The following is an 18,472-nucleotide window of genomic DNA, read 5'->3' as shown; positions in this document are numbered from 1 at the left end:
TTGGCCTGAGGTAATTGGGGCCGCGTTTCGGCCCTTTCGCCGGCAAGCCAGCTCCCCCAGGCATTGCACAAGCCCCGAGGCCTGCAATGTACCTGTGGGAGCTGGCTTGCCGGCGATGGAGGCCGAAGGCCTCCCAGGATCTACCAGGCTATCAATGAGCCCAAGGCAGAATCGGAATCGCGGTCACCGCATTCTGCGGGCTGCCTTCGATCATGCGGTCGCTGTACACCAGGTACACCAGCGTATTGCGCTTCTTGTCCAGGAAGCGCACCACCTGCATGGTCTTGAACACCAGCGAGGTGCGTTCCTTGAACACTTCCTCGCCATCCTTCAGCTCACCCTTGAAGCTGATCGGCCCGACCTGGCGACAGGCAATCGATGCCTCCGCCCGGTCCTCCGCCAACCCCAACCCACCCTTCACGCCGCCAGTCTTGGCACGCGACAGGTAGCAGGTCACGCCCTCGACCTTGGGGTCGTCGAACGCCTCGACCACAATACGGTCATTCGGCCCGAGGAACTTGAACACGGTGGACACCTGGCCGATTTCCTCGGCCCCGGCCAGCATCGGCAACGCCAGTGCCGCCACGGCAATCATCCTTTTCAGCACGTGCGCGCCCTCAGACCAGAACCAGGTTGTCGCGGTGCACCAGCTCAGGCTCCGCGATATAGCCCAGGATGCTTTCGATGGCATCCGACGGCTGGCCAATGATCTTCTGCGCCTCCAGGGCGCTGTAGTTGGCCAGGCCGCGCGCCACTTCATGGCCGTCCGGGCCGACGCACACCACCATCTCGCCACGGCGGAAGCTGCCCTGCACGGTTTTCACGCCAACCGGCAGCAGGCTCTTGTTGGCCTGGCGCAGCGCCTGCACGGCACCGGCGTCCAGCACCAGGGTGCCACGGGTCTGCAGGTGGCCGGCCAGCCACTGCTTGCGCGCGGCAAGCATGCCGCGCTCGGGCGACAGCAAGGTACCCAGACGCTCGCCAGCCTTGAGGCGATCCAGCACGCGCTCGATGCGGCCACCGATGATGATGGTATGGGCACCGGAACGGGCTGCCAGGCGCGCGGCGCGCAGCTTGGTCTGCATGCCGCCACGGCCCAGGGCGCCACCGGTACCGCCGGCCACGGCGTCCAGTGCCGGGTCGTCGGCGCGGGCCTCGTAGATCAGCTGGGCGTCGGGGTTGTTGCGCGGGTCGGCATCGAACATGCCATCGCGGTCGGTGAGGATCACCAGCAGGTCAGCCTCGACCAGGTTGGCCACCAGCGCCGCCAGGGTGTCGTTGTCGCCGAAGCGGATCTCGTCGGTAACCACGGTATCGTTTTCGTTGATCACCGGCACCACGCCCAGGTCGACCAGCGTGCGCAGGGTGCTGCGGGCGTTCAGGTAGCGCTTGCGGTCGGACAGGTCGTCATGGGTCAGCAGGATCTGCGCGGTGTGCTTGCCGTGCTCGCCGAAGCTCGACTCCCAGGCCTGCACCAGGCGCATCTGGCCGATCGAGGCAGCCGCCTGCAGCTCGTTCATCGCACTCGGTCGCGACGTCCAGCCCAGCTGGCTCATGCCGGCAGCCACGGCCCCGGAGGAGACCAGTACCAACTCCACGCCTGCCTCACGCAGCGCGACCATCTGCTCGACCCAAACGGCCATGGCACCGCGGTCGAGGCCTTTGCCATCGGCGGTCAGCAGAGCACTGCCAATCTTCACGACCCAGCGCTTGGCGCCCGTCACCTTGCTTCGCATCTTCTTCCAACCTATGTCGAATCTGTAGATACCGTGGATACAAAAACGCCGCTCCAAAGAGCGGCGTTTAGTGTACTGCAACCGGTCAGTCGCGCACGTAAATGATTTCCGGGCCGTCTTCGTCGTCCTCGAAATCATCGTCCCAACCGTCATCGTCGCCGATGTCGTGCACGCTCTTGACGCCGGTACGGCGCAGGGTACGGGCGTCGTCCAGGGCCTGCAGCTGGGCACGGGCTTCGTCTTCGATACGCTGGTCGAGGTCGGCCAGCTCTTCGGCGTAGGCCGGGTCGTTGGCCAGGCGATCGGCGCGGTCTTCGAGGTAGCGCATCAGGTCGTGGCTGAGCTTTTCGGTGCCCTGCTTGGAGATGGCCGAAATCACGTAGACCGGGCCTTCCCACTGCAGGCGCTCGACCACTTCCTTGACCCGCTCGTCGCGCTCGTCTTCCATGACCATGTCGGCCTTGTTCAGCACCAGCCAGCGCTCACGCTCGGCCAGCGACGGGCTGAAGCGGGTCAGCTCGTTGACGATGACTTCGGCGGCATCGGCCGGGCTGCTTTCGTCCAGCGGCGCCATGTCCACCAGATGCAGCAGCACGCGGGTACGCGCCAGGTGCTTGAGGAAGCGGATACCCAGGCCGGCGCCTTCGGAAGCACCTTCGATCAGGCCGGGAATGTCGGCGATGACGAAGCTCTTCCAGCGGTCGACGCTGACCACGCCCAGGTTAGGCACCAGGGTGGTGAACGGGTAGTCGGCCACTTTCGGCTTGGCGGCCGAAACCGAGCGAATGAAGGTGCTCTTGCCAGCGTTCGGCAGGCCCAGCAGGCCGACGTCGGCCAGCACTTTCATTTCCATCTTCAGGTCACGCTGGTCACCTGGCTTGCCCGGGGTGGTCTGGCGCGGTGCACGGTTGGTGCTGGACTTGAAGCGGGTGTTACCCAGGCCGTGCCAGCCGCCCTGGGCGACCATCAGCTTCTGGCCCGGGGTGACCAGGTCACCGATCACTTCCTGGGTGGAAGCGTCGATCACGGTGGTGCCGACCGGCACACGCAGGAACAGGTCGTCGCCTTTCTTGCCGGTGCAGTCGGTGCTGCCGCCGTTGGCGCCACGCTGGGCTTCGTGGTGACGGGTGTAGCGATAGTCGACCAGGGTGTTGAGGTTTTCGTCGGCGATCATGTACACCGAACCACCGTCGCCACCGTCACCACCGTTGGGGCCACCGTTCTCGATGAACTTCTCGCGACGGAAGCTCATGCAACCGTTGCCGCCGTCACCGGCCTTGACCCGAATGGATACTTCGTCAACAAACTTCATTCAAAACCGCCTCTCGCCTGCTGGCGAGTTGAATACCTGAAAAACCTGAGGCTCTTGCAAAAATGAGCGCGGCGGCCCCGTACGACCGTAGAAACCCACGCCGGCAGCCCATACAAACAGCTTTGCAAGAGGCTCACCACAAACGAAAAAGCCCCGTCGCATGACGGGGCTTCTGGAGCGACGTCGCGATTAAGCGGCGACGATGCTCACGTAACGGCGCATGAACTCGCCTTTTTTCTCGAACTTGATCACGCCTTCGATCTTGGCGAACAAGGTGTGATCCTTGCCCATGCCAACGCCGTAGCCAGCGTGGAATTCGGTGCCGCGCTGACGGACGATGATGTTGCCTGGCTTGATAACCTGGCCGCCATACATCTTCACGCCAAGGCGTTTCGATTCTGAGTCGCGACCGTTACGAGTACTACCACCAGCCTTCTTGTGAGCCATGGTTCAATTCTCCAAATAAATTCAGGGGATCTAGGGGATTAAGCCTGGATACCGGTGATTTTGATCTCGGTGAACCACTGGCGGTGGCCCATACGCTTCATGTGGTGCTTACGACGACGGAACTTGATGATGCGAACCTTGTCGTGGCGGCCTTGCGAAACGACTTCGGCCACTACTTTAGCGCCAGCAACAACTGGAGCACCGATGGTGACTTCTTCACCGTTGGCGACCAGCAGGACGCGATCGAAGGTCACGGATTCGCCAGTGGCGACTTCCAGTTTTTCGATCTTGAGGAATTCACCTTCAGCGACTTTGTACTGCTTGCCGCCGGTAACGATTACTGCGTAAGACATGGTATTTCTCCGATAATCCTGCTCACCCAGCGCTTTATATGATGAGTATTGGCTGGCATGGCTGCACAGGGCTGGAACGGCCCGGCGCAATTGCGTAAGGCAGGTGCTGCCCAGGAAGTTAGGGTGCGCGATTGTACGCAACCGCGGTTTTGCTTGCAAGTACCGCCCCCGGGGCGCTGGCACCGCGCCTTGACACACCGGGACCCGCGACCTAGCATGCCGCGCAACCTCACTGGAGCAGCCGATGCAACCCCAATCCTTCTACCGCGCGGTGGCTGATGATTTCAGCGCCGTCGACGAGATCATCAAGAAGCAGCTGACCTCGCGCGTGCCGCTGGTATCGAAGATCGGCGACTATATCACGTCCGCCGGTGGCAAGCGCCTGCGCCCCCTGCTGGTGCTGCTGTGTGGCAAGGCCCTGGGCCGCGAAGGCGACGACCTGCGCCTGCTGGCTGCCACCATCGAATTCCTGCACACCGCTACCCTGCTGCACGACGACGTGGTCGACATGTCCGGCATGCGCCGTGGCCGCTCCACCGCCAATGCCCTGTGGGGCAATGCGCCGAGCGTGCTGGTGGGCGACTTCCTCTATTCGCGCTCGTTCGAGATGATGGTCGAACTGGGCTCGATGCCGGTCATGCAGATCCTGTCCAAGGCCACCCGCGTGATTGCCGAGGGTGAAGTGCTGCAGCTGTCGCGGGTACGCGACGCCAGCACCACCGAGGAAGTCTACATGGAGGTCATCCGCGGCAAGACCGCGATGCTGTTCGAGGCTTCGACCCACAGCGCCGCCGCGCTGGCCGAAGCCACCGACGAACAGTGCGAGGCCCTGCGTACCTTCGGTGACCACCTGGGCGTGGCGTTCCAGCTGGTCGACGACCTGCTGGACTACAAGGGCGACTCGCAGACCCTGGGCAAGAACGTCGGTGACGACCTGGCCGAAGGCAAGCCTACCCTGCCGCTGATCTACACCATGCGCGAAGGCACCGCCGAACAGGCTGCGCTGGTGCGCCAGGCGATCCAGAAGGGTGGCCTGGAAGACCTGGAGCAGATTCGCGTGGCGGTCGAGGAGTCGGGTGCGCTGAAGTACACGGCGGAGCTGGCGCGTGACTATGTGAAGCGTGCGATCCAGTGCCTGGAAGTGCTACCGGCCAGCGAATATCGTGACGCGCTGGTCGAGCTGAGCGAGTTTGCGGTCGCGCGTACTCACTGACAGATCGCATCAAATCCATTCGCGGGCTTGCCCGCTCCCACAGGGATCGCGCAAGCCTCAAAGGTAGCGCAGATCCTGTGGGAGCGGGCAAGCCCGCGAATGCTTTTGTCCGGACATAATCACTTCTGAAAAAATACCTTATACAATTCGGGTTTTTAACCGCCCGTCTGTTTGTTTGAGGAACCGAAGTGAGCACTCTGCCACCCTGCCCGAAATGCAACTCCGAATACACCTATGAGGATGGCACTCAGCTGATCTGCCCTGAATGCGCCCACGAGTGGTCGGCCAGCGGCGATGCCGAAGCGGCCAGCGACGAGGTGGTGAAGAAGGACTCGGTCGGCAACATCCTGCAGGATGGCGACACCATCACCGTGATCAAGGACCTCAAAGTCAAGGGCTCGTCCCTGGTGGTCAAGGTCGGCACCAAGGTCAAGAACATCCGCCTGTGCGATGGCGACCACGACATCGACTGCAAGATCGACGGCATCGGCGCCATGAAGCTGAAGTCCGAGTTCGTACGCAAGGTCTGATTTTCCAAAAAACCGCCAATTGGCGCTTGCTATTCAGATAATAAGAATTATTCTCATTGGGACTGCTATCCAAGGAGAATAGCCATGACTTATCTGATCGACGCCTGGCTGGACCGCCCTCACCCCTACCTGCGCATTCTTCATCGGGAAACCGGCGAAGTGTGCGCGGTGCTTGAAGAAGAAGCGCTCGACGAGCTGCGCGACCAGGGCGACCTGGACATGAGCGGGCTGAACTCGAGTGAACCGGGGGTGCTCAAGGAGCTGGTGCGAAATCTGTTTCTGTTCTGCTATGCGCGGGCGTTGCGCCCCGGGGGGACAGACTGGAATTGAGGCCAGCAGGACTGGCCTCATCGCCGGCAAGCCAGCTCCCACAAGCACAACACAGGATTCGAATGCTGTGGGGATCTTGTGGGAGCGGGCTTGCCCGCGAATGGGCCGCAAAGCGGCCCCGAGGGCATTACAGAACGTCGAGCAGCTCGACGTCGAACACCAGCACGCTGTGCGGCGGGATGCTGCCAACGCCTTGGGCGCCGTAGGCCAGCTCGCTCGGCACGTACAGGCGCCATTTGCTGCCAGCATTCATCAGCTGCAGGGCTTCGGTCCAGCCAGCGATCACACCACCTACCGGGAATTCAGCCGGCTGACCACGGTCGTAGGAGCTGTCGAACACAGTGCCGTCGATCAGGGTGCCGTGGTAGTGGGTGCGCACGTTGTCTTCGCGGGTCGGCTTGGCGCCTTCGCCTGCGGTCAGTACTTCGAACTGCAGGCCCGAAGCCAGGGTGGTGATGCCGTCACGCTTGGCGTTCTCGACCAGGAATGCCTTGCCAGCAGCAGCAGCGGCTTCAGCCTTGGCGGCTGCTTCGGCTTGCATCACGTCGCGGATGACCTTGAAGCTGGCCGACAGGTCGGCTTCGCTGACGCGGCTGTCGGCGCCGTTGAAGGCGTCGGTCAGGCCGGCCAGGATGGCTTCCAGGCTGACGCCTGGTGGCGGGTTGTCGCGCAGCTGGCCGCCCAGCTGACGGCCGATGCCGTAGCTGACGCGAGTTTCGTCGGTGGACAGGTTGAGTTCGGACATTGTCGTGCTCCACTGCAGGGCGCAGTGAAGCCGCGCCCTTGATGAAAAGGGCGAGCAGCCTAGCACACTGGGGCGCTGCGAGCAGCTACCAGGCCGAGCGCTGGGAAATCGGCACCTTCAAGTCTTCTTCCGGGTGCGTGCCCATACCGCACATTTCGTCCTGCACCGACCAGTGCACCAGGTTCATCGAGACCATGGGGATGGTTTGCAGCAAATTGCGCGCATCCTCCACCGAATGCACGCGCAAGCGTTCACCACGGGTGTCGGAGAGAGGATGGGGGTGACCTTTGATCCGCGCTTCGAGCAGGTAGTCACCGCCTTCGATGGCGATCAGGTTCAGTTCGTCGACATGGCCAGCCCTGGCCTCGGTGTTGAGCTGATGCAGGTTCATGAGAGCACCTCGCGATGGGAACCACGCATGAGAGCTCATTTTTTGTACAGAAAGGGAGAATGCACAAGGGCATGACTGACGCCGCTCGTCAGGTGGACCGTGCCGGCCTCTTCGCGGGCTTGCCCGCTCCCACAGGGTTTGCGAAGAGGCCTGACAGGCTCAGTGCTTGGTCAGCTTGTCCAGGTAGCCCATGCAGAATGCCGAGACCACGAAGGTCATGTGGATGATCACGTACCACATCAGGTAATCGGTGGAGATGTTCTGTGCATCCATGAACACCCGCAGCAGGTGGATGGACGAAATGGCCACGATCGACGCGGCAACCTTCATCTTCAGCGACGAAGAGTCCATCTTGCCCAGCCAGTTGAGCTTTTCCTTGCTCTCGTCGATGTCCAGTTGCGAGACGAAGTTCTCGTAGCCGGAGATCATCACCATCACCAGCAGGCCGCCCACCAGCGACATGTCGATCAGTGACAGGATCACCAGGATCAGGTCGGCTTCGCTCAGGGCGAAGACGTTGGGCAGGACGTGGACCACTTCCTGGAAGAATTTCAGCGCCAGGGCCAGCAGGCCGAGGGACAGGCCGAAGTAGATGGGGGCGAGCAGCCAGCGCGAGGCATACATCGCGTTTTCGAGGATACGTTCCATGGAGTGTCGGGACTCATCAGGTGACTAAAAAAGCGACGCCGAGTATAGCCAGCCACCTGTTACAGCAAAAGCCCGGTGAATCGGGGCTGCTTTGCAGCCCAATCGCCGGCAAGCCAGCTCCCACAGGTTGATCACCGACCTGTGGTCTTTGCTTTACCTGTGGGAGCTAGCTTGCCGGCGATGAGGCCAGTAAAAGTTACTCAGGTCTCAGGATGAAACTGGTAATCCCCCAGGTTCCGACACCGCTCACCATTGATCCGCCGCAACTGCGCCTGCAAATGCAAACACCAGATCTGCGGATCCTCGGCCACCTGATACCCATGCAAGGTCAGGCTGTCGACAATGGCATTGAGCACAGACTCGGCCACCAACGGCCCATGGAACGGCCCTTGGGCCTTGATCGCGGACGGTTGTTCACCGGCCATGCCGGCGGCGAACAGCAGCGTCCACATGCCGTTGTCCCCGGCCAGCGGACGTATGCTGCATTCGATGCGGGTCACCAGGCCCAGGCACTGGCGTGTGAGGCTGAGATTGCGCATGGCCGCGCCCCCTCCAAAAAGCCTTGTTCAGCCTGAACCTCAGGCTGTTTCCATCCTGAACGCTGATACCGTCCTTAAGTTCCAGCATAGAAGAACGGTATAGAAAGATGGAAAACCGGCGCTGAACGGTAGCACATCGCCGCTAGCGCCGGTTTCTTGACTCAGGCCGGCTTGGCCTGGGCAATTACCTCTTCCAGGCGTTCTTTCTCCGCCTTCTCGATTTCTTCCTCGCTGATCATCTCGGCAATCTCACGCAGGCGCTCCACCACCCGGGCGTTGACGCTGCCCTCGGTGAACTGGCCCTTGTCATCCAGCACACCGGCCTCCTCGCCCACCAGCAGGCTCAACGCCTCGTCGGCCTGGCTGACCGCGTACACGTGGAACATGCCGTTCTCCACTGCCTGCAGCACACGCTCGTCGAGCATCAGCGTGGCGACGTTGGCACGCGGGATGATCACCCCCTGCTCGCCGGTCAGGCCACGCGCCTCGCACAGACGGAAGAAGCCTTCGATCTTCTCGTTGACCCCACCCACCGCCTGCACTTCACCAAACTGGTTGATCGAACCGGTAATGGCGAAGCACTGCTTGAGCGGGGTGCGCGACAAGGCCGAGATCAGCGTGCAGGCTTCGCCCAGCGAGGCGCTGTCACCGTCCACATAGCCGTAGGACTGTTCCAGGGCGATGCTCGCCGAGATCGCCAGCGGGAACTCCTGGGCATAGCGGCTGCCCAGGTAGCCGGTGAGGATCATCACACCTTTGGAGTGGATCGGCTGGCCGAGGTTGACCTCACGCTCGATGTCGACGATACCGCTGCCGCCCGGGTACACGGTGGCGGAGATGCGCGCCGGCATACCGAACGCCGAATCCCCCACTTCCAGCACGGTCAGGCCGTTGCACTTGCCGATGGCCGCGCCTTCGGTGTCGATCAGGATGATGCCGGCGAGCATGTCGTCCAGCACCCGCTGCGAAACACGCCCGGTGCGGGTGGCCTTGGCCTTGAGCGCACGCTCGATGTGCCCGGCGTCGGTCATTTCGTCACTGGCCAGCTGGCGGATGAAATCGGCTTCGCTGACCAGCTGGAACAGGTCGCCGATACGTGCCGACAGGCGCGACTGGTTTTCTGCCAGGCGGGCGCTGTAGGTGGCCAGGCGCGCCACCGCGTCACTGGTCAGTGGCGCCATGCCCTCTTCGTTGGTGCGGGTGCGCAACAGCTGGGCGAACTGCTCCAGGTTCTCGTCGACCATGGGCATGTCTTCGTCGAAGTCCACCAGCACCCGGAACATCTCCTGGAAGTCCGGGTCGTGGTCCTGCAGCGCGTAATACAGCTGGCGCGAACCAATGATGACCAGCTTGATGTTCAGCGGGATCATCTGCGGTGTCAGGCTGACGGTGGCCACCCGGCCCAGCTCGCCCAGTGGTGACTCCATCTTCAACTTGCGCGACTGCAGCGCACGCTTGAGCGCGTCCCAGACGAACGGCTCGCCCAGCATCTTCTCGGCTTCCAGAATCAGAAAGCCGCCGTTGGCGCGGTGCAGCGCGCCCGGGCGCAGCTGGCGGTACGAGGTGTACAGCGCACCCTGGTCGGTGCTGTATTCGATACGGCCGAACAGGTTGTCGTAGGTCGGGTGCGGCTCGAACACCACCGGCGCACCGCCGTCGGCGTGGTGGCCGACCACCAGGCTTGGGGCGTACTGCTCTTCCAGCAGCTTGCGCGCGGCCGCGTCGGTCTTGCTGTCATCGACCAGTTGCTCGACCACGGTACGCAGCAGGTTCAGCTGCACCGACTGAAGGTAGGCGCAGACCGCAGCGTTCTCGGCGTACTTCTCCGACAGCGGCGCCAGCAACGGTTGCAGGGCCAGGGTGATGGTTTCTTCGTTGAGCTGGCGCAGCTGGTTGTTCGACTCGCGTTTCCATTGCGGCAGGCTGGCCAGCTCTTCGTTCAGGCGTTCCTCCAGCAGGGCGATATCCTCGTGGAACTGCTCGCGCACCTCTTCCGGCAACTGGGCAAATTCGGCTTCATCCAGCGCCTTGCCGTCGGCCATCGGGGTGAAGGCGACGTTGCTGGCGTCGCGGTACAGGGCCACGTCCTTTTCCAGCGAGGCGCGCTCGATCACATCCAGGGCGCGGTCGTAACGCTGGTTGAAGGCGCGGTCGATGGCGCCTTTCTTCTGCTGGTACGACGGGTGCTCGAACACCGCCGGGAAGGTCGACAACAGGTTGTCGATCAGCCCGTTCATGTCGGTGATGAACGCCCCGGCGCTGCCGGACGGCAACTCCAGTGCGCGGGGTTCACGGGTGTCATCGAAGTGGTTGACGTAGACCCAGTCGGCCGGGGTCTGCTGGCGCTTGCCCTCGGCCTTGAGGTAGCGCTTTACGAACGAGAAGCGGCCGGTGCCGGGCTCGCCCATCACGTACACGTTGTAACCAGGGCGCGGCATGGCCACGCCGAACTGCAGGGCCTCGACAGCACGCTCCTGGCCCAGGACTCCGCGAAACGGCTCCAGATCGTCGGTATTGGTAAAGGCAAACTGCTCGGGGGAGAAACGCCGGGTCAGGGCTTCAGGCGCGAGACGCAGGCGCGCAGCGACAGGATCGGGCATTGGGTTTCCTTACTTCGGCGGGGCAGATACGCAGCATTCTGGCGCCGCCCGCGCGCGCCTTGCAAGGCTCCACGGGACTTTATGTCGCAGCCGGTGCGGGTCATGTAACCGCAAATTTTTCGCAATCAACAACGCAACTCTTAGATCGTGCCTAAACTCCAAGCTGCGCGGGTGGGTGAAAAGCTTTCCCGACCTGGCAACCGAGTTGCCAGAAACCCTGACCCTTGGTTAAGTCAAATAGAGAACAAATGCTATGAAACGGATTCTTCTGGGTACTCTGTTCACCGTGGTCTCGATCAATGCCATGGCCGAAGCGCCAGGCGGCCCGAACTGCGGCTGGGGCAACATGCTGTTCGAAGGCCAGCGCGGCACTCCGGCACACTTCCTGGCTTCCACCACCAACGGCACCTCCGGTAACGCCACCTTCGGCATGACCTCCGGCACCAACGGCTGCTCGACCAAGGCCTCGCTGACCTACGGCGGCAAGTCCTGGTTCGCCATGAACGGCATGATGAATGAGCTTTCCGAAGACATGGCCATGGGCCAGGGCGAAGCACTGACCACCTATGCCGTGGTTCTCGGCGTGGCCCCGGAAGACCGTGGCTACTTCGCATCGGTCACCCACCAACACTTCAACCAGATCTTCAGCAGCGCCGACGTCACTGCCGAAACCGTCCACAGCAACACCCTGGCTGTTCTGAAGAACGACCCACGCCTGGCCAAATACGCAACCGAGGCCTGAGTGCAGCTGCTCCCGCCCCGGCCCCGGGGCGGGTTTCGCCTTTTTTCGGCATCGTTGAGAAGTAGTTGCCCGACATGCTCAAACGCTTCGTATCCCTGGCGCTGTGTGCCTGCGCCCCTGTTCATGCCGCGCCCGTGCTGGACCAAGGCCGTGTCCAGCAACTGGCCAACACCCCTTACTGGATTGCCCTGGGCCATTACGAAACCGCCAAGCTGGGTGGCTGGCGCAGCTATGTGGACGATGATGCGTTCTTCCTCGCAGCGGATGGCGCGCACCACCCCGACCAGGAGCTGCAAGCCACGGTCGAAGCGCTGTACGCCCCGGCCAGCCTCGGCGACAAACATGCCCAGTGCGTATTCCCGGCGCGCACCCGCTGGCTGCGCGAACAGCTCGACCTGCAAGACTTGCCGCAACCGGACTGTCAGGAATTCACCACCTGGTACCAGTCGATCGACCCGCACAGTGCGGCGCTGATCTTCCCGGCGGCCTACCTGAACAGCCCGTCATCGATGTTCGGCCACACCTTGCTGCGCATCGACCAGTCCAACACCCGCAGCGACGACACCACGTTGCTGAGCTACGCGATCAACTTCGGTGCCTACATCGAAGGCAGCGACAACAGCATCCTGTACGCCTGGAAGGGCCTGATGGGCGGCTACCCGGGCCTGTTCGCGCTGATGCCCTACCAGGAAAAACTGTCCGAATACCGCAGCCTGGAAAACCGCGACCTGTGGGAGTACCAGCTGGACCTGACCCCGGAAGAAACCGGGCGCATGGTCGAACATGTGTGGGAGCTGAAGCAGGTCCAGTTCGACTACTTCTTCTTCGACGAAAACTGCTCGTACCGCCTGCTGGAGCTGCTGCAGGTGGCCCGGCCGAGCCTGGACCTGACCTCGCAGTTCCCGCTGACCGCCATCCCGACCGACACGGTGAAGGCCGTGAAGCAGTCCGGCATGGTCGCCAGCGAGACGTACCGCCCCTCTCGCGAACGTGAACTGCTGGCCCGGGCCGAGCCGCTCGATCACGACGAAAAGCGCCAGGTGCTGGCTGCAAGCGCCGACACCGCGCACCTGCAGAGCCCCGAATTCAAGGCCCTCCCCCGCCAGCGCCAGGCGCTGGTGCAGGATGCCGCGTACCGCCTGGAGCGTTACCGCGCCAATGGCCAGGAGCGCGACCCTGGGCAGGCGAAACGCAGCTTCGAACTGCTGCGGGCAATCAACAGCAACCCGCCACCGCCCCTGCAGATCGAGCGCCCGGGCCTGCCCGAGGACGGCCATGACTCGCGCACCTGGCAGCTTGGCGTGGGCACCCGCGAAGACCGCGCCTACGCCGAGTACGGCCTGCGCATGGCCTACCACGACCTGAATGACAACGCCTATGGCTTCCCGCTGGGGGCGCAGATCGAGATCCTGCAGCTGAAGCTGCGCCAGTACGAAGGCAATGACTGGCAGGTGCAGCGCCTGGACCTGGCCACCATCCGCTCGCTGACACCGCGCAACGAGCTGCTCAAGCCTTGGTCGTGGCAGGTGGCCGGCGGGCTGGAGCGGGTGCCGGGCAAGCATGATGACGAAGTGCTGGTGAGCCATGTGAACGGCGGGGCCGGCGGCACCTGGCAACTGGCCGACGGGTTGCTGGGCTTTGCCCTGGGCACGGTGCGGGTCGAGCACCACAATGATTTTGCCCAGTTCATCGCCCCGGCGGCGGGCTTCAATGGCGGGCTGCTGTGGCGCAACTGGCTGGGCAACATGACGCTGGAGGCCAAGGGCGACTACTTCACCAATGGCGAGGTACGGCGCAGTGTGAGTCTGAACCAGCAATGGGAGATCAGCCAGAACCTGGGCCTGCGGTTGAGTGCTTCGCGGGAGTTCAGCCACCTGGCTACGGCGCAGAACGAGGTGATGCTGGAGTTGAAGTGGTATCACTACTGAGGCCGCTTTGCGGCCTTTCGCGGGCATGCCCGCTCCCACAGGTACTGCACTGGCCTCGAATCCTGGGGTGATCCTGTGGGAGCGGGCGTGCCCGCGAATGGGCCAGTGAGGGCAGCAGAGCAGTGTGAACCAACCGACTCTTTGACACTGTTTTGACGGCCCCCCGACAAATCGCCACCTAGACTTTCCAGTATCAACCGGAGGGTTTTGTGGTTATGTCGCGGTACTGGTTCGGCGTGTGCATGGCGTTGTTGCTGTCTGGTTGCGAAACCACCCACGAGCAGATGGTCCACCAGGGCTATCCCCCCGCCTATGCCGATGGCTTCCAGGATGGCTGCAGCAGCGGCCGCCAGGCGGCAGGGCTGATGGTCGGTGGCTTTCGCAAGGACGTACCGCGCTACCTGCACGAGCGCCAGTACGAAAGCGGCTGGGACGACGGTTTTCGCCAGTGCCACGCCATGCAGAACAGCGAAGAACAGCGCCAGTACCACGAACGCTTCTGGGACCAGCGCGAGCGCGACTGGGAGCAGGAAAAGGACCGCGACGCCGCACGCGCCTATCGCCACAACTGAGTCGCAAACGGACATCCCTTGAAACCGGCGGCCTGCGATGATGGTCTCCTGCACAAGGAGGCCACGCATGAGCCGAGCATTCGTCAACGAAGACCAGGCCGCTGCCCAGGCTGATCAGCCAGTCGAGCGACGGGTCAGTGAACAACCCAACTACGTGACCGCCAGTGGCATGCGCCAGCTGCAGGAGCGCGTGGCCGAACTGAATGCCCTGCGCAGCGAACTGCAGGCACAGGGCGAACGTGGCGACAAGCAGCGGTTGGCGGATACCGAACGGGACCTGCGCTACTTCAGCGCGCGGGTGCAGAGTGCCCAGGTGGTGCCGGCGGCGACATCGCGCAGCAAGGTGCAGATTGGTAGCCGGGTGCGGTTTGTCGATGGGCAGGACCAGGAACATGTGGTGCGGCTGGTGGGCGAGGATGAGGCGGATGCCGGGCGGGGGTTGATCAACTGGGGTTCGCCGTTGGGGCGGGCTTTGCTCGGGGCAGGGCCTGGGGATGAGGTGGTCTGGCGGCGACCGGTGGGGGAGCAGGTAATCGAAGTTATCGAAATTGATGGTGGGCCCTAGGGGCCGCTTCGCGCCCCATCGCCGGCAAGCGCGGCTCCCACAGGAAGCGCGCAGCTCTCAAGCCTTGTTCAGTACCTGTGGGAGCCGCGCTTGCCGGCGATGGGCTGCAAAGCAGCCCCTAGGGCCTCGAATCAGACCACGCCCTGCGCCAGCATCGCATCAGCCACTTTCACGAAGCCTGCGATGTTCGCACCTTTGACGTAGTTGATGCTGCCATCCGCCTCTTCACCGTAATGCACGCAAGCATGGTGAATCGACTGCATGATGTTGTGCAGCTTGCTGTCCACCTCACCGGCAGTCCACAGCAGGCGCATGGCGTTCTGCGACATCTCCAGGCCCGACACGGCCACGCCACCGGCGTTGGAGGCCTTGCCCGGCGCATACAGGATGCCCGCTTCCAGGAAGATATCCACAGCCTCCAGGGTGGTCGGCATGTTGGCGCCTTCGGCCACGCAGATGCAGCCATTGCGCAGCAAGGTGCGGGCGTCTTCGGCGTCCAGCTCGTTCTGCGTGGCACATGGCAGCGCGATGTCGCACGGCAGGCTCCAAGGGGTCTGGCCCTTGCGGAACTCCAGGCCGAACTGCGCGGCCAGTTCGCTGATGCGGCCACGCTTGACGTTCTTCAGCTCCATCACCGCATCCCACTGGGCATCGGTCAGGCCGGCTTCGGCGTACAGGGTGCCTTCGGAGTCGGACAGCGAAATTACCTTGCCGCCCAGGTCCATGACCTTGCGCGCAGCATACTGGGCCACGTTACCCGAACCGGAAATCGCCACGCGGCAGCCATCGATACGTTTGTCCTGGCGCTTGAGCATTTCCTCGGCGAAGTACACGCAGCCGTAACCGGTGGCTTCCGGGCGGATCAGGCTGCCGCCGTAGGTCATGCCCTTGCCGGTCAGCACCGAAGTGAACTGGTTGGCCAGGCGCTTGTACTGGCCGAACATGAAGCCGATTTCGCGGGCACCCACGCCGATGTCACCGGCCGGGACGTCCAGGTCTGCGCCAATGTGGCGGTACAGCTCGCTCATGAACGCCTGGCAGAAGCGCATGACTTCGGCGTCGCTCTTGCCTTTGGGGTCGAAGTCCGAGCCGCCTTTGCCGCCGCCCATGGGCAGGGAGGTGAGGGAGTTCTTGAACACCTGCTCGAAGGCCAGGAACTTGAGCACACCCAGGTTGACCGACGGGTGGAAGCGCAGGCCGCCCTTGTACGGGCCGATGGCACTGCTCATCTGGATGCGGTAGCCGCGGTTGACCTGCACCTTGCCCTGGTCATCGACCCAGGACACGCGGAACAGCACGGCGCGCTCGGGCTCGACCATGCGCTCCAGAATGCCGGCCTGCAGGTAATGCGGGTTGGCCTCGAGAAATGGCCATAGGCTGCGCAACACTTCTTCCACAGCCTGGTGGAATTCAGGTTGGGCCGGGTCGCGTTGCTTCAGGCGCGCGAGGAAATTGTCGACAGATTCGATCATGGTAGACATCTCACCAAGAGGATTGGACTTATTGGTTTTTTCACGAATGTACCAAGAAGCAATCGCACCGGAATAGGGCGGAATGTCGTTTTTTTGAAATTATTTGGTGCGTTTTCTATAAGTGTATACAAAACCGGGGTCGGCGGCGGCTTCATTCGCGGGCTCGCCCGCTCCCACAGGTTCATCACAGGCCTTGGGTTCCAGGGGCTCCTGTGGGAGCGGGCATGCCCGCGAAGAAGCCAGCACCACTTTCCAGTCAGGCACAAAAATGGGGCCTCAAAGGGCCCCATTCTTGTGCATCAGAACACCGGCTTACTGGGCCAGCTTCTTGTGCCGTACACGGTGCGGCTGGGCAGCAGCATCGCCCAGGCGCTTTTTGCGGTCGGCTTCATACTCGGTGTAGTTACCCTCGAAGAACACCACGTTCGAGTCATCTTCGTACGCCAGGATGTGGGTAGCCACACGGTCCAGGAACCAACGGTCGTGGGAGATCACGATCGCCGCGCCCGGGAAGTCCAGCAGGGCTTCTTCCAGCGAACGCAGGGTTTCGACGTCGAGGTCGTTGGACGGTTCGTCGAGCAGCAGGACGTTACCGCCCTCCTTCAGGGTCAGGGCCAGGTGCAGGCGGCCACGCTCACCACCGGACAGGTCCTTGACGAACTTCTGCTGGTCGCCACCCTTGAAGTTGAAGCGACCTACATAGGTACGCGACGGGATCTCGTAGTTGCCGATGCGGATCATGTCGGAGCCGTCGGAAACCTGCTGGAACACGGTCTTGCCGCCGTCCAGGTCCTCGCGGCTCTGGTCGACGCAGGCCAGCTGCACGGTTTCACCGATCTCGATGCTGCCCGAGTCCGGCTGTTCCTTGCCCATCAGCATGCGGAACAGGGTCGACTTACCGGCACCGTTACCACCGATCACACCGACGATGGCGCCTTTAGGCATGGAGAACGACAGGTTGTCGATCAGCACGCGGTCGCCGTAGCCCTTGGTGACGTTCTTGAACTCGATGACCTTGTCGCCAAGGCGCGGGCCGGCCGGGATGTAGATCTCGTTGGTTTCGCTGCGCTTCTGGAATTCCTGCGACTGCATTTCTTCAAAGCGCTGCAGACGTGCCTTGGACTTGGACTGGCGGGCCTTGGCGCCTTTGCGCACCCATTCCAGTTCTTCTTTCATGGCCTTTTCGTGGGCGCTCTGCTGCTTGGATTCCTGCGCCAGACGCTCGGACTTGGCTTCCAGCCAGCCCGAGTAGTTGCCTTCGTACGGGATGCCGGCGCCGCGGTCCAGTTCCAGGATCCAGCCAGCGACGTTGTCGAGGAAGTAACGGTCGTGGGTAATAGCTACCACGGTGCCCGGGAAGTCGTGCAGGAAGCGCTCCAGCCAGGCCACCGAGTCGGCGTCCAGGTGGTTGGTCGGTTCGTCCAGCAGCAGCATGTCGGGGGCCGACAGCAGCAGGCGGCACAGGGCCACGCGGCGCTTCTCACCACCGGACAGGTGCTCGATGCGTGCGTCCCAGGCCGGCAGGCGCAGGGCGTCGGCGGCAACGTCCAGCTGGCGCTCCAGGTTGTGGCCGTCGGCGGCCTGCAGGATGGCTTCCAGCTTGGCCTGCTCGGCGGCCAGCTTGTCGAAGTCGGCATCCGGTTCGGCGTAGGCGGCGTAGACCTCGTCCAGGCGTGCCTGGGCGTCCTTGATCACGCTGACCGCTTCCTCGACCACTTCGCGCACCGACTTGTTCGGGTCCAGTTGCGGTTCCTGCGGCAGGTAGCCAACGTTGATGTCGGGCATCGGACGGGCTTCGCCGTCGAATTCCTTGTCGACGCCCGCCATGATCCGCAGCAGGGTCGATTTACCGGCGCCGTTCAGGCCGAGCACGCCGATCTTGGCGCCCGGGAAGAACGACAGGGAAATGTTCTTGAGAATTTCCCGCTTCGGCGGCACGACCTTGCTCAGCCGATGCATGGTGTAGACGTATTGAGCCATTCTGGATACCCCAGTCTAAAGGTTAAGAAATACCGGGCAGCCCACGTGAATTTGACCGGGCTGCCATTGCCAAAAAATTCGTTGTCTGGCGTCGCGCTGTTAATTTGGGCTGCAAAAACGCGTAAACAGCCTTCTCGCCATGAAAATGATCCGTTGCGCAGCTGGCGAGGATTGGCCGGGGGTCTGGATGCCGTCGCTGGGTGGTGCAACGCAGTGAAGCAGCCTTTTTCCGCCCTACCTCATGTTCTCGCTACAAAAATCGACCTCGCCATGACGCTCAGAGCCGGCAGGCTGCTCGCTCCTGTGGCGCCTGCGCCAGTCGTCGCCGCTGCCAAGCTGGCTATCATCTCAACTACGTGCGACACGCTC

Annotated in this window: 19 protein-coding genes; 7 read left to right on the top strand and 12 right to left on the bottom strand. The window is 62.7% G+C overall.

Annotated features, from left to right (window positions below):
- Positions 1-151: 151 nt before the first annotated feature.
- The 5 genes from B2790_RS21640 to rplU all read right to left on the bottom strand — a co-directional run bounded on the left by B2790_RS21640 (position 152) and on the right by rplU (position 3,848).
- Complete coding sequence (locus tag B2790_RS21640; protein ID WP_038407896.1) at positions 152-595, bottom strand: CreA family protein; 444 nt, start codon at positions 593-595, stop codon at positions 152-154.
- A gap of 22 nt (positions 596-617) precedes the next feature.
- Positions 618-1,736, bottom strand: coding sequence for a glutamate 5-kinase (gene proB / locus B2790_RS21635; RefSeq protein WP_025337635.1), 1,119 nt, complete (start codon positions 1,734-1,736; stop codon positions 618-620).
- 85 nt (positions 1,737-1,821) lie between these two features.
- Complete coding sequence (cgtA, locus tag B2790_RS21630; RefSeq protein WP_025337634.1) at positions 1,822-3,048, bottom strand: Obg family GTPase CgtA; 1,227 nt, start codon at positions 3,046-3,048, stop codon at positions 1,822-1,824.
- A 189-nt stretch (positions 3,049-3,237) separates the two neighbouring features.
- Positions 3,238-3,495: a 50S ribosomal protein L27 gene (gene rpmA, locus B2790_RS21625; protein WP_003247464.1), complete on the bottom strand. Its 258-nt coding sequence runs from the start codon at positions 3,493-3,495 to the stop codon at positions 3,238-3,240.
- A 38-nt stretch (positions 3,496-3,533) separates the two neighbouring features.
- Positions 3,534-3,848, bottom strand: a complete 315-nt coding sequence (gene rplU, locus B2790_RS21620; RefSeq protein ID WP_003247466.1) for a 50S ribosomal protein L21 — start codon at positions 3,846-3,848, stop codon at positions 3,534-3,536.
- 244 nt (positions 3,849-4,092) lie between these two features.
- On the opposite strand from rplU, the gene B2790_RS21615 reads away from it, so the two are divergent.
- The 3 genes from B2790_RS21615 to B2790_RS21605 all read left to right on the top strand — a co-directional run bounded on the left by B2790_RS21615 (position 4,093) and on the right by B2790_RS21605 (position 5,921).
- Positions 4,093-5,061, top strand: a complete 969-nt coding sequence (locus B2790_RS21615) for a polyprenyl synthetase family protein (RefSeq protein WP_286919709.1) — start codon at positions 4,093-4,095, stop codon at positions 5,059-5,061.
- 188 nt (positions 5,062-5,249) lie between these two features.
- Positions 5,250-5,591: a zinc ribbon domain-containing protein YjdM gene (locus B2790_RS21610; RefSeq protein WP_286919708.1), complete on the top strand. Its 342-nt coding sequence runs from the start codon at positions 5,250-5,252 to the stop codon at positions 5,589-5,591.
- A gap of 84 nt (positions 5,592-5,675) precedes the next feature.
- Positions 5,676-5,921 carry a hypothetical protein gene (locus B2790_RS21605; RefSeq protein WP_003256316.1) on the top strand — a complete coding sequence of 82 codons (246 nt, stop codon included), beginning with the start codon at positions 5,676-5,678 and terminating at the stop codon, positions 5,919-5,921.
- A 127-nt stretch (positions 5,922-6,048) separates the two neighbouring features.
- Here B2790_RS21605 and B2790_RS21600 read toward each other — a convergent pair whose 3' ends face one another.
- From B2790_RS21600 to B2790_RS21580, 5 genes are all read right to left on the bottom strand, one after another.
- Entirely contained in the window at positions 6,049-6,666 is a 618-nt protein-coding gene (locus B2790_RS21600) for an FKBP-type peptidyl-prolyl cis-trans isomerase (protein ID WP_025337633.1), read from the bottom strand.
- Between the two features lie 85 nt (positions 6,667-6,751).
- On the bottom strand, positions 6,752-7,057 hold the full coding sequence (locus tag B2790_RS21595; RefSeq protein ID WP_286919707.1) for a DUF6482 family protein: 306 nt from the start codon (positions 7,055-7,057) through the stop codon (positions 6,752-6,754).
- Between the two features lie 159 nt (positions 7,058-7,216).
- Positions 7,217-7,705, bottom strand: a complete 489-nt coding sequence (locus B2790_RS21590) for a TIGR00645 family protein (RefSeq protein ID WP_003247486.1) — start codon at positions 7,703-7,705, stop codon at positions 7,217-7,219.
- A 200-nt stretch (positions 7,706-7,905) separates the two neighbouring features.
- Positions 7,906-8,244: a hypothetical protein gene (locus tag B2790_RS21585; protein WP_003247487.1), complete on the bottom strand. Its 339-nt coding sequence runs from the start codon at positions 8,242-8,244 to the stop codon at positions 7,906-7,908.
- Between the two features lie 161 nt (positions 8,245-8,405).
- Entirely contained in the window at positions 8,406-10,844 is a 2,439-nt protein-coding gene (locus B2790_RS21580; RefSeq protein WP_085619571.1) for a Lon protease family protein, read from the bottom strand.
- 253 nt (positions 10,845-11,097) lie between these two features.
- On the opposite strand from B2790_RS21580, the gene B2790_RS21575 reads away from it, so the two are divergent.
- The 4 genes from B2790_RS21575 to B2790_RS21560 all read left to right on the top strand — a co-directional run bounded on the left by B2790_RS21575 (position 11,098) and on the right by B2790_RS21560 (position 14,651).
- Positions 11,098-11,586, top strand: a complete 489-nt coding sequence (locus B2790_RS21575; RefSeq protein ID WP_003256313.1) for a DUF3015 domain-containing protein — start codon at positions 11,098-11,100, stop codon at positions 11,584-11,586.
- Between the two features lie 74 nt (positions 11,587-11,660).
- On the top strand, positions 11,661-13,514 hold the full coding sequence (locus B2790_RS21570; RefSeq protein WP_286919706.1) for a DUF4105 domain-containing protein: 1,854 nt from the start codon (positions 11,661-11,663) through the stop codon (positions 13,512-13,514).
- Positions 13,515-13,729: 215 nt separating this feature from the next.
- A complete protein-coding gene (locus B2790_RS21565) occupies positions 13,730-14,086 on the top strand; it encodes a hypothetical protein (protein ID WP_085706332.1) in 357 nt (118 codons plus the stop codon).
- Between the two features lie 67 nt (positions 14,087-14,153).
- Positions 14,154-14,651 (top strand): GreA/GreB family elongation factor, encoded by a 498-nt coding sequence (locus B2790_RS21560; protein WP_286919704.1) that lies wholly within the window; start codon positions 14,154-14,156, stop codon positions 14,649-14,651.
- Positions 14,652-14,782: 131 nt separating this feature from the next.
- Here B2790_RS21560 and gdhA read toward each other — a convergent pair whose 3' ends face one another.
- Both gdhA and ettA read right to left on the bottom strand, forming a co-directional pair.
- A complete protein-coding gene (gene gdhA, locus B2790_RS21555; RefSeq protein WP_015268894.1) occupies positions 14,783-16,123 on the bottom strand; it encodes an NADP-specific glutamate dehydrogenase in 1,341 nt (446 codons plus the stop codon).
- A gap of 312 nt (positions 16,124-16,435) precedes the next feature.
- A complete protein-coding gene (gene ettA, locus B2790_RS21550) occupies positions 16,436-18,103 on the bottom strand; it encodes an energy-dependent translational throttle protein EttA (RefSeq protein WP_015268893.1) in 1,668 nt (555 codons plus the stop codon).
- Positions 18,104-18,472 lie beyond the last annotated feature (369 nt).

The sequence above is a fragment of the Pseudomonas sp. UBA6753 genome, from assembly GCF_002453565.1.
In the GTDB taxonomy this organism is placed as follows: Bacteria; Pseudomonadota; Gammaproteobacteria; order Pseudomonadales; family Pseudomonadaceae; genus Aquipseudomonas; species Aquipseudomonas putida_Z.
The sequence above is the reverse complement of the archived record's forward strand: the minus strand, read 5'-3'. Positions and strand labels throughout refer to the sequence as shown.

Coding starts and splice junctions, on each gene's coding strand:
- B2790_RS21640 (WP_038407896.1), bottom strand. CDS start 595: ATGATTGCCGTGGCGGCACTGGCGTTGCCGATGCTGGCCGGGGCCGAG.
- proB (WP_025337635.1), bottom strand. CDS start 1,736: ATGCGAAGCAAGGTGACGGGCGCCAAGCGCTGGGTCGTGAAGATTGGC.
- cgtA (WP_025337634.1), bottom strand. CDS start 3,048: ATGAAGTTTGTTGACGAAGTATCCATTCGGGTCAAGGCCGGTGACGGC.
- rpmA (WP_003247464.1), bottom strand. CDS start 3,495: ATGGCTCACAAGAAGGCTGGTGGTAGTACTCGTAACGGTCGCGACTCA.
- rplU (WP_003247466.1), bottom strand. CDS start 3,848: ATGTCTTACGCAGTAATCGTTACCGGCGGCAAGCAGTACAAAGTCGCT.
- B2790_RS21615 (WP_286919709.1), top strand. CDS start 4,093: ATGCAACCCCAATCCTTCTACCGCGCGGTGGCTGATGATTTCAGCGCC.
- B2790_RS21605 (WP_003256316.1), top strand. CDS start 5,676: ATGACTTATCTGATCGACGCCTGGCTGGACCGCCCTCACCCCTACCTG.
- B2790_RS21600 (WP_025337633.1), bottom strand. CDS start 6,666: ATGTCCGAACTCAACCTGTCCACCGACGAAACTCGCGTCAGCTACGGC.
- B2790_RS21595 (WP_286919707.1), bottom strand. CDS start 7,057: ATGAACCTGCATCAGCTCAACACCGAGGCCAGGGCTGGCCATGTCGAC.
- B2790_RS21590 (WP_003247486.1), bottom strand. CDS start 7,705: ATGGAACGTATCCTCGAAAACGCGATGTATGCCTCGCGCTGGCTGCTC.
- B2790_RS21585 (WP_003247487.1), bottom strand. CDS start 8,244: ATGCGCAATCTCAGCCTCACACGCCAGTGCCTGGGCCTGGTGACCCGC.
- B2790_RS21580 (WP_085619571.1), bottom strand. CDS start 10,844: ATGCCCGATCCTGTCGCTGCGCGCCTGCGTCTCGCGCCTGAAGCCCTG.
- B2790_RS21575 (WP_003256313.1), top strand. CDS start 11,098: ATGAAACGGATTCTTCTGGGTACTCTGTTCACCGTGGTCTCGATCAAT.
- B2790_RS21570 (WP_286919706.1), top strand. CDS start 11,661: ATGCTCAAACGCTTCGTATCCCTGGCGCTGTGTGCCTGCGCCCCTGTT.
- B2790_RS21565 (WP_085706332.1), top strand. CDS start 13,730: ATGTCGCGGTACTGGTTCGGCGTGTGCATGGCGTTGTTGCTGTCTGGT.
- B2790_RS21560 (WP_286919704.1), top strand. CDS start 14,154: ATGAGCCGAGCATTCGTCAACGAAGACCAGGCCGCTGCCCAGGCTGAT.
- gdhA (WP_015268894.1), bottom strand. CDS start 16,123: ATGATCGAATCTGTCGACAATTTCCTCGCGCGCCTGAAGCAACGCGAC.
- ettA (WP_015268893.1), bottom strand. CDS start 18,103: ATGGCTCAATACGTCTACACCATGCATCGGCTGAGCAAGGTCGTGCCG.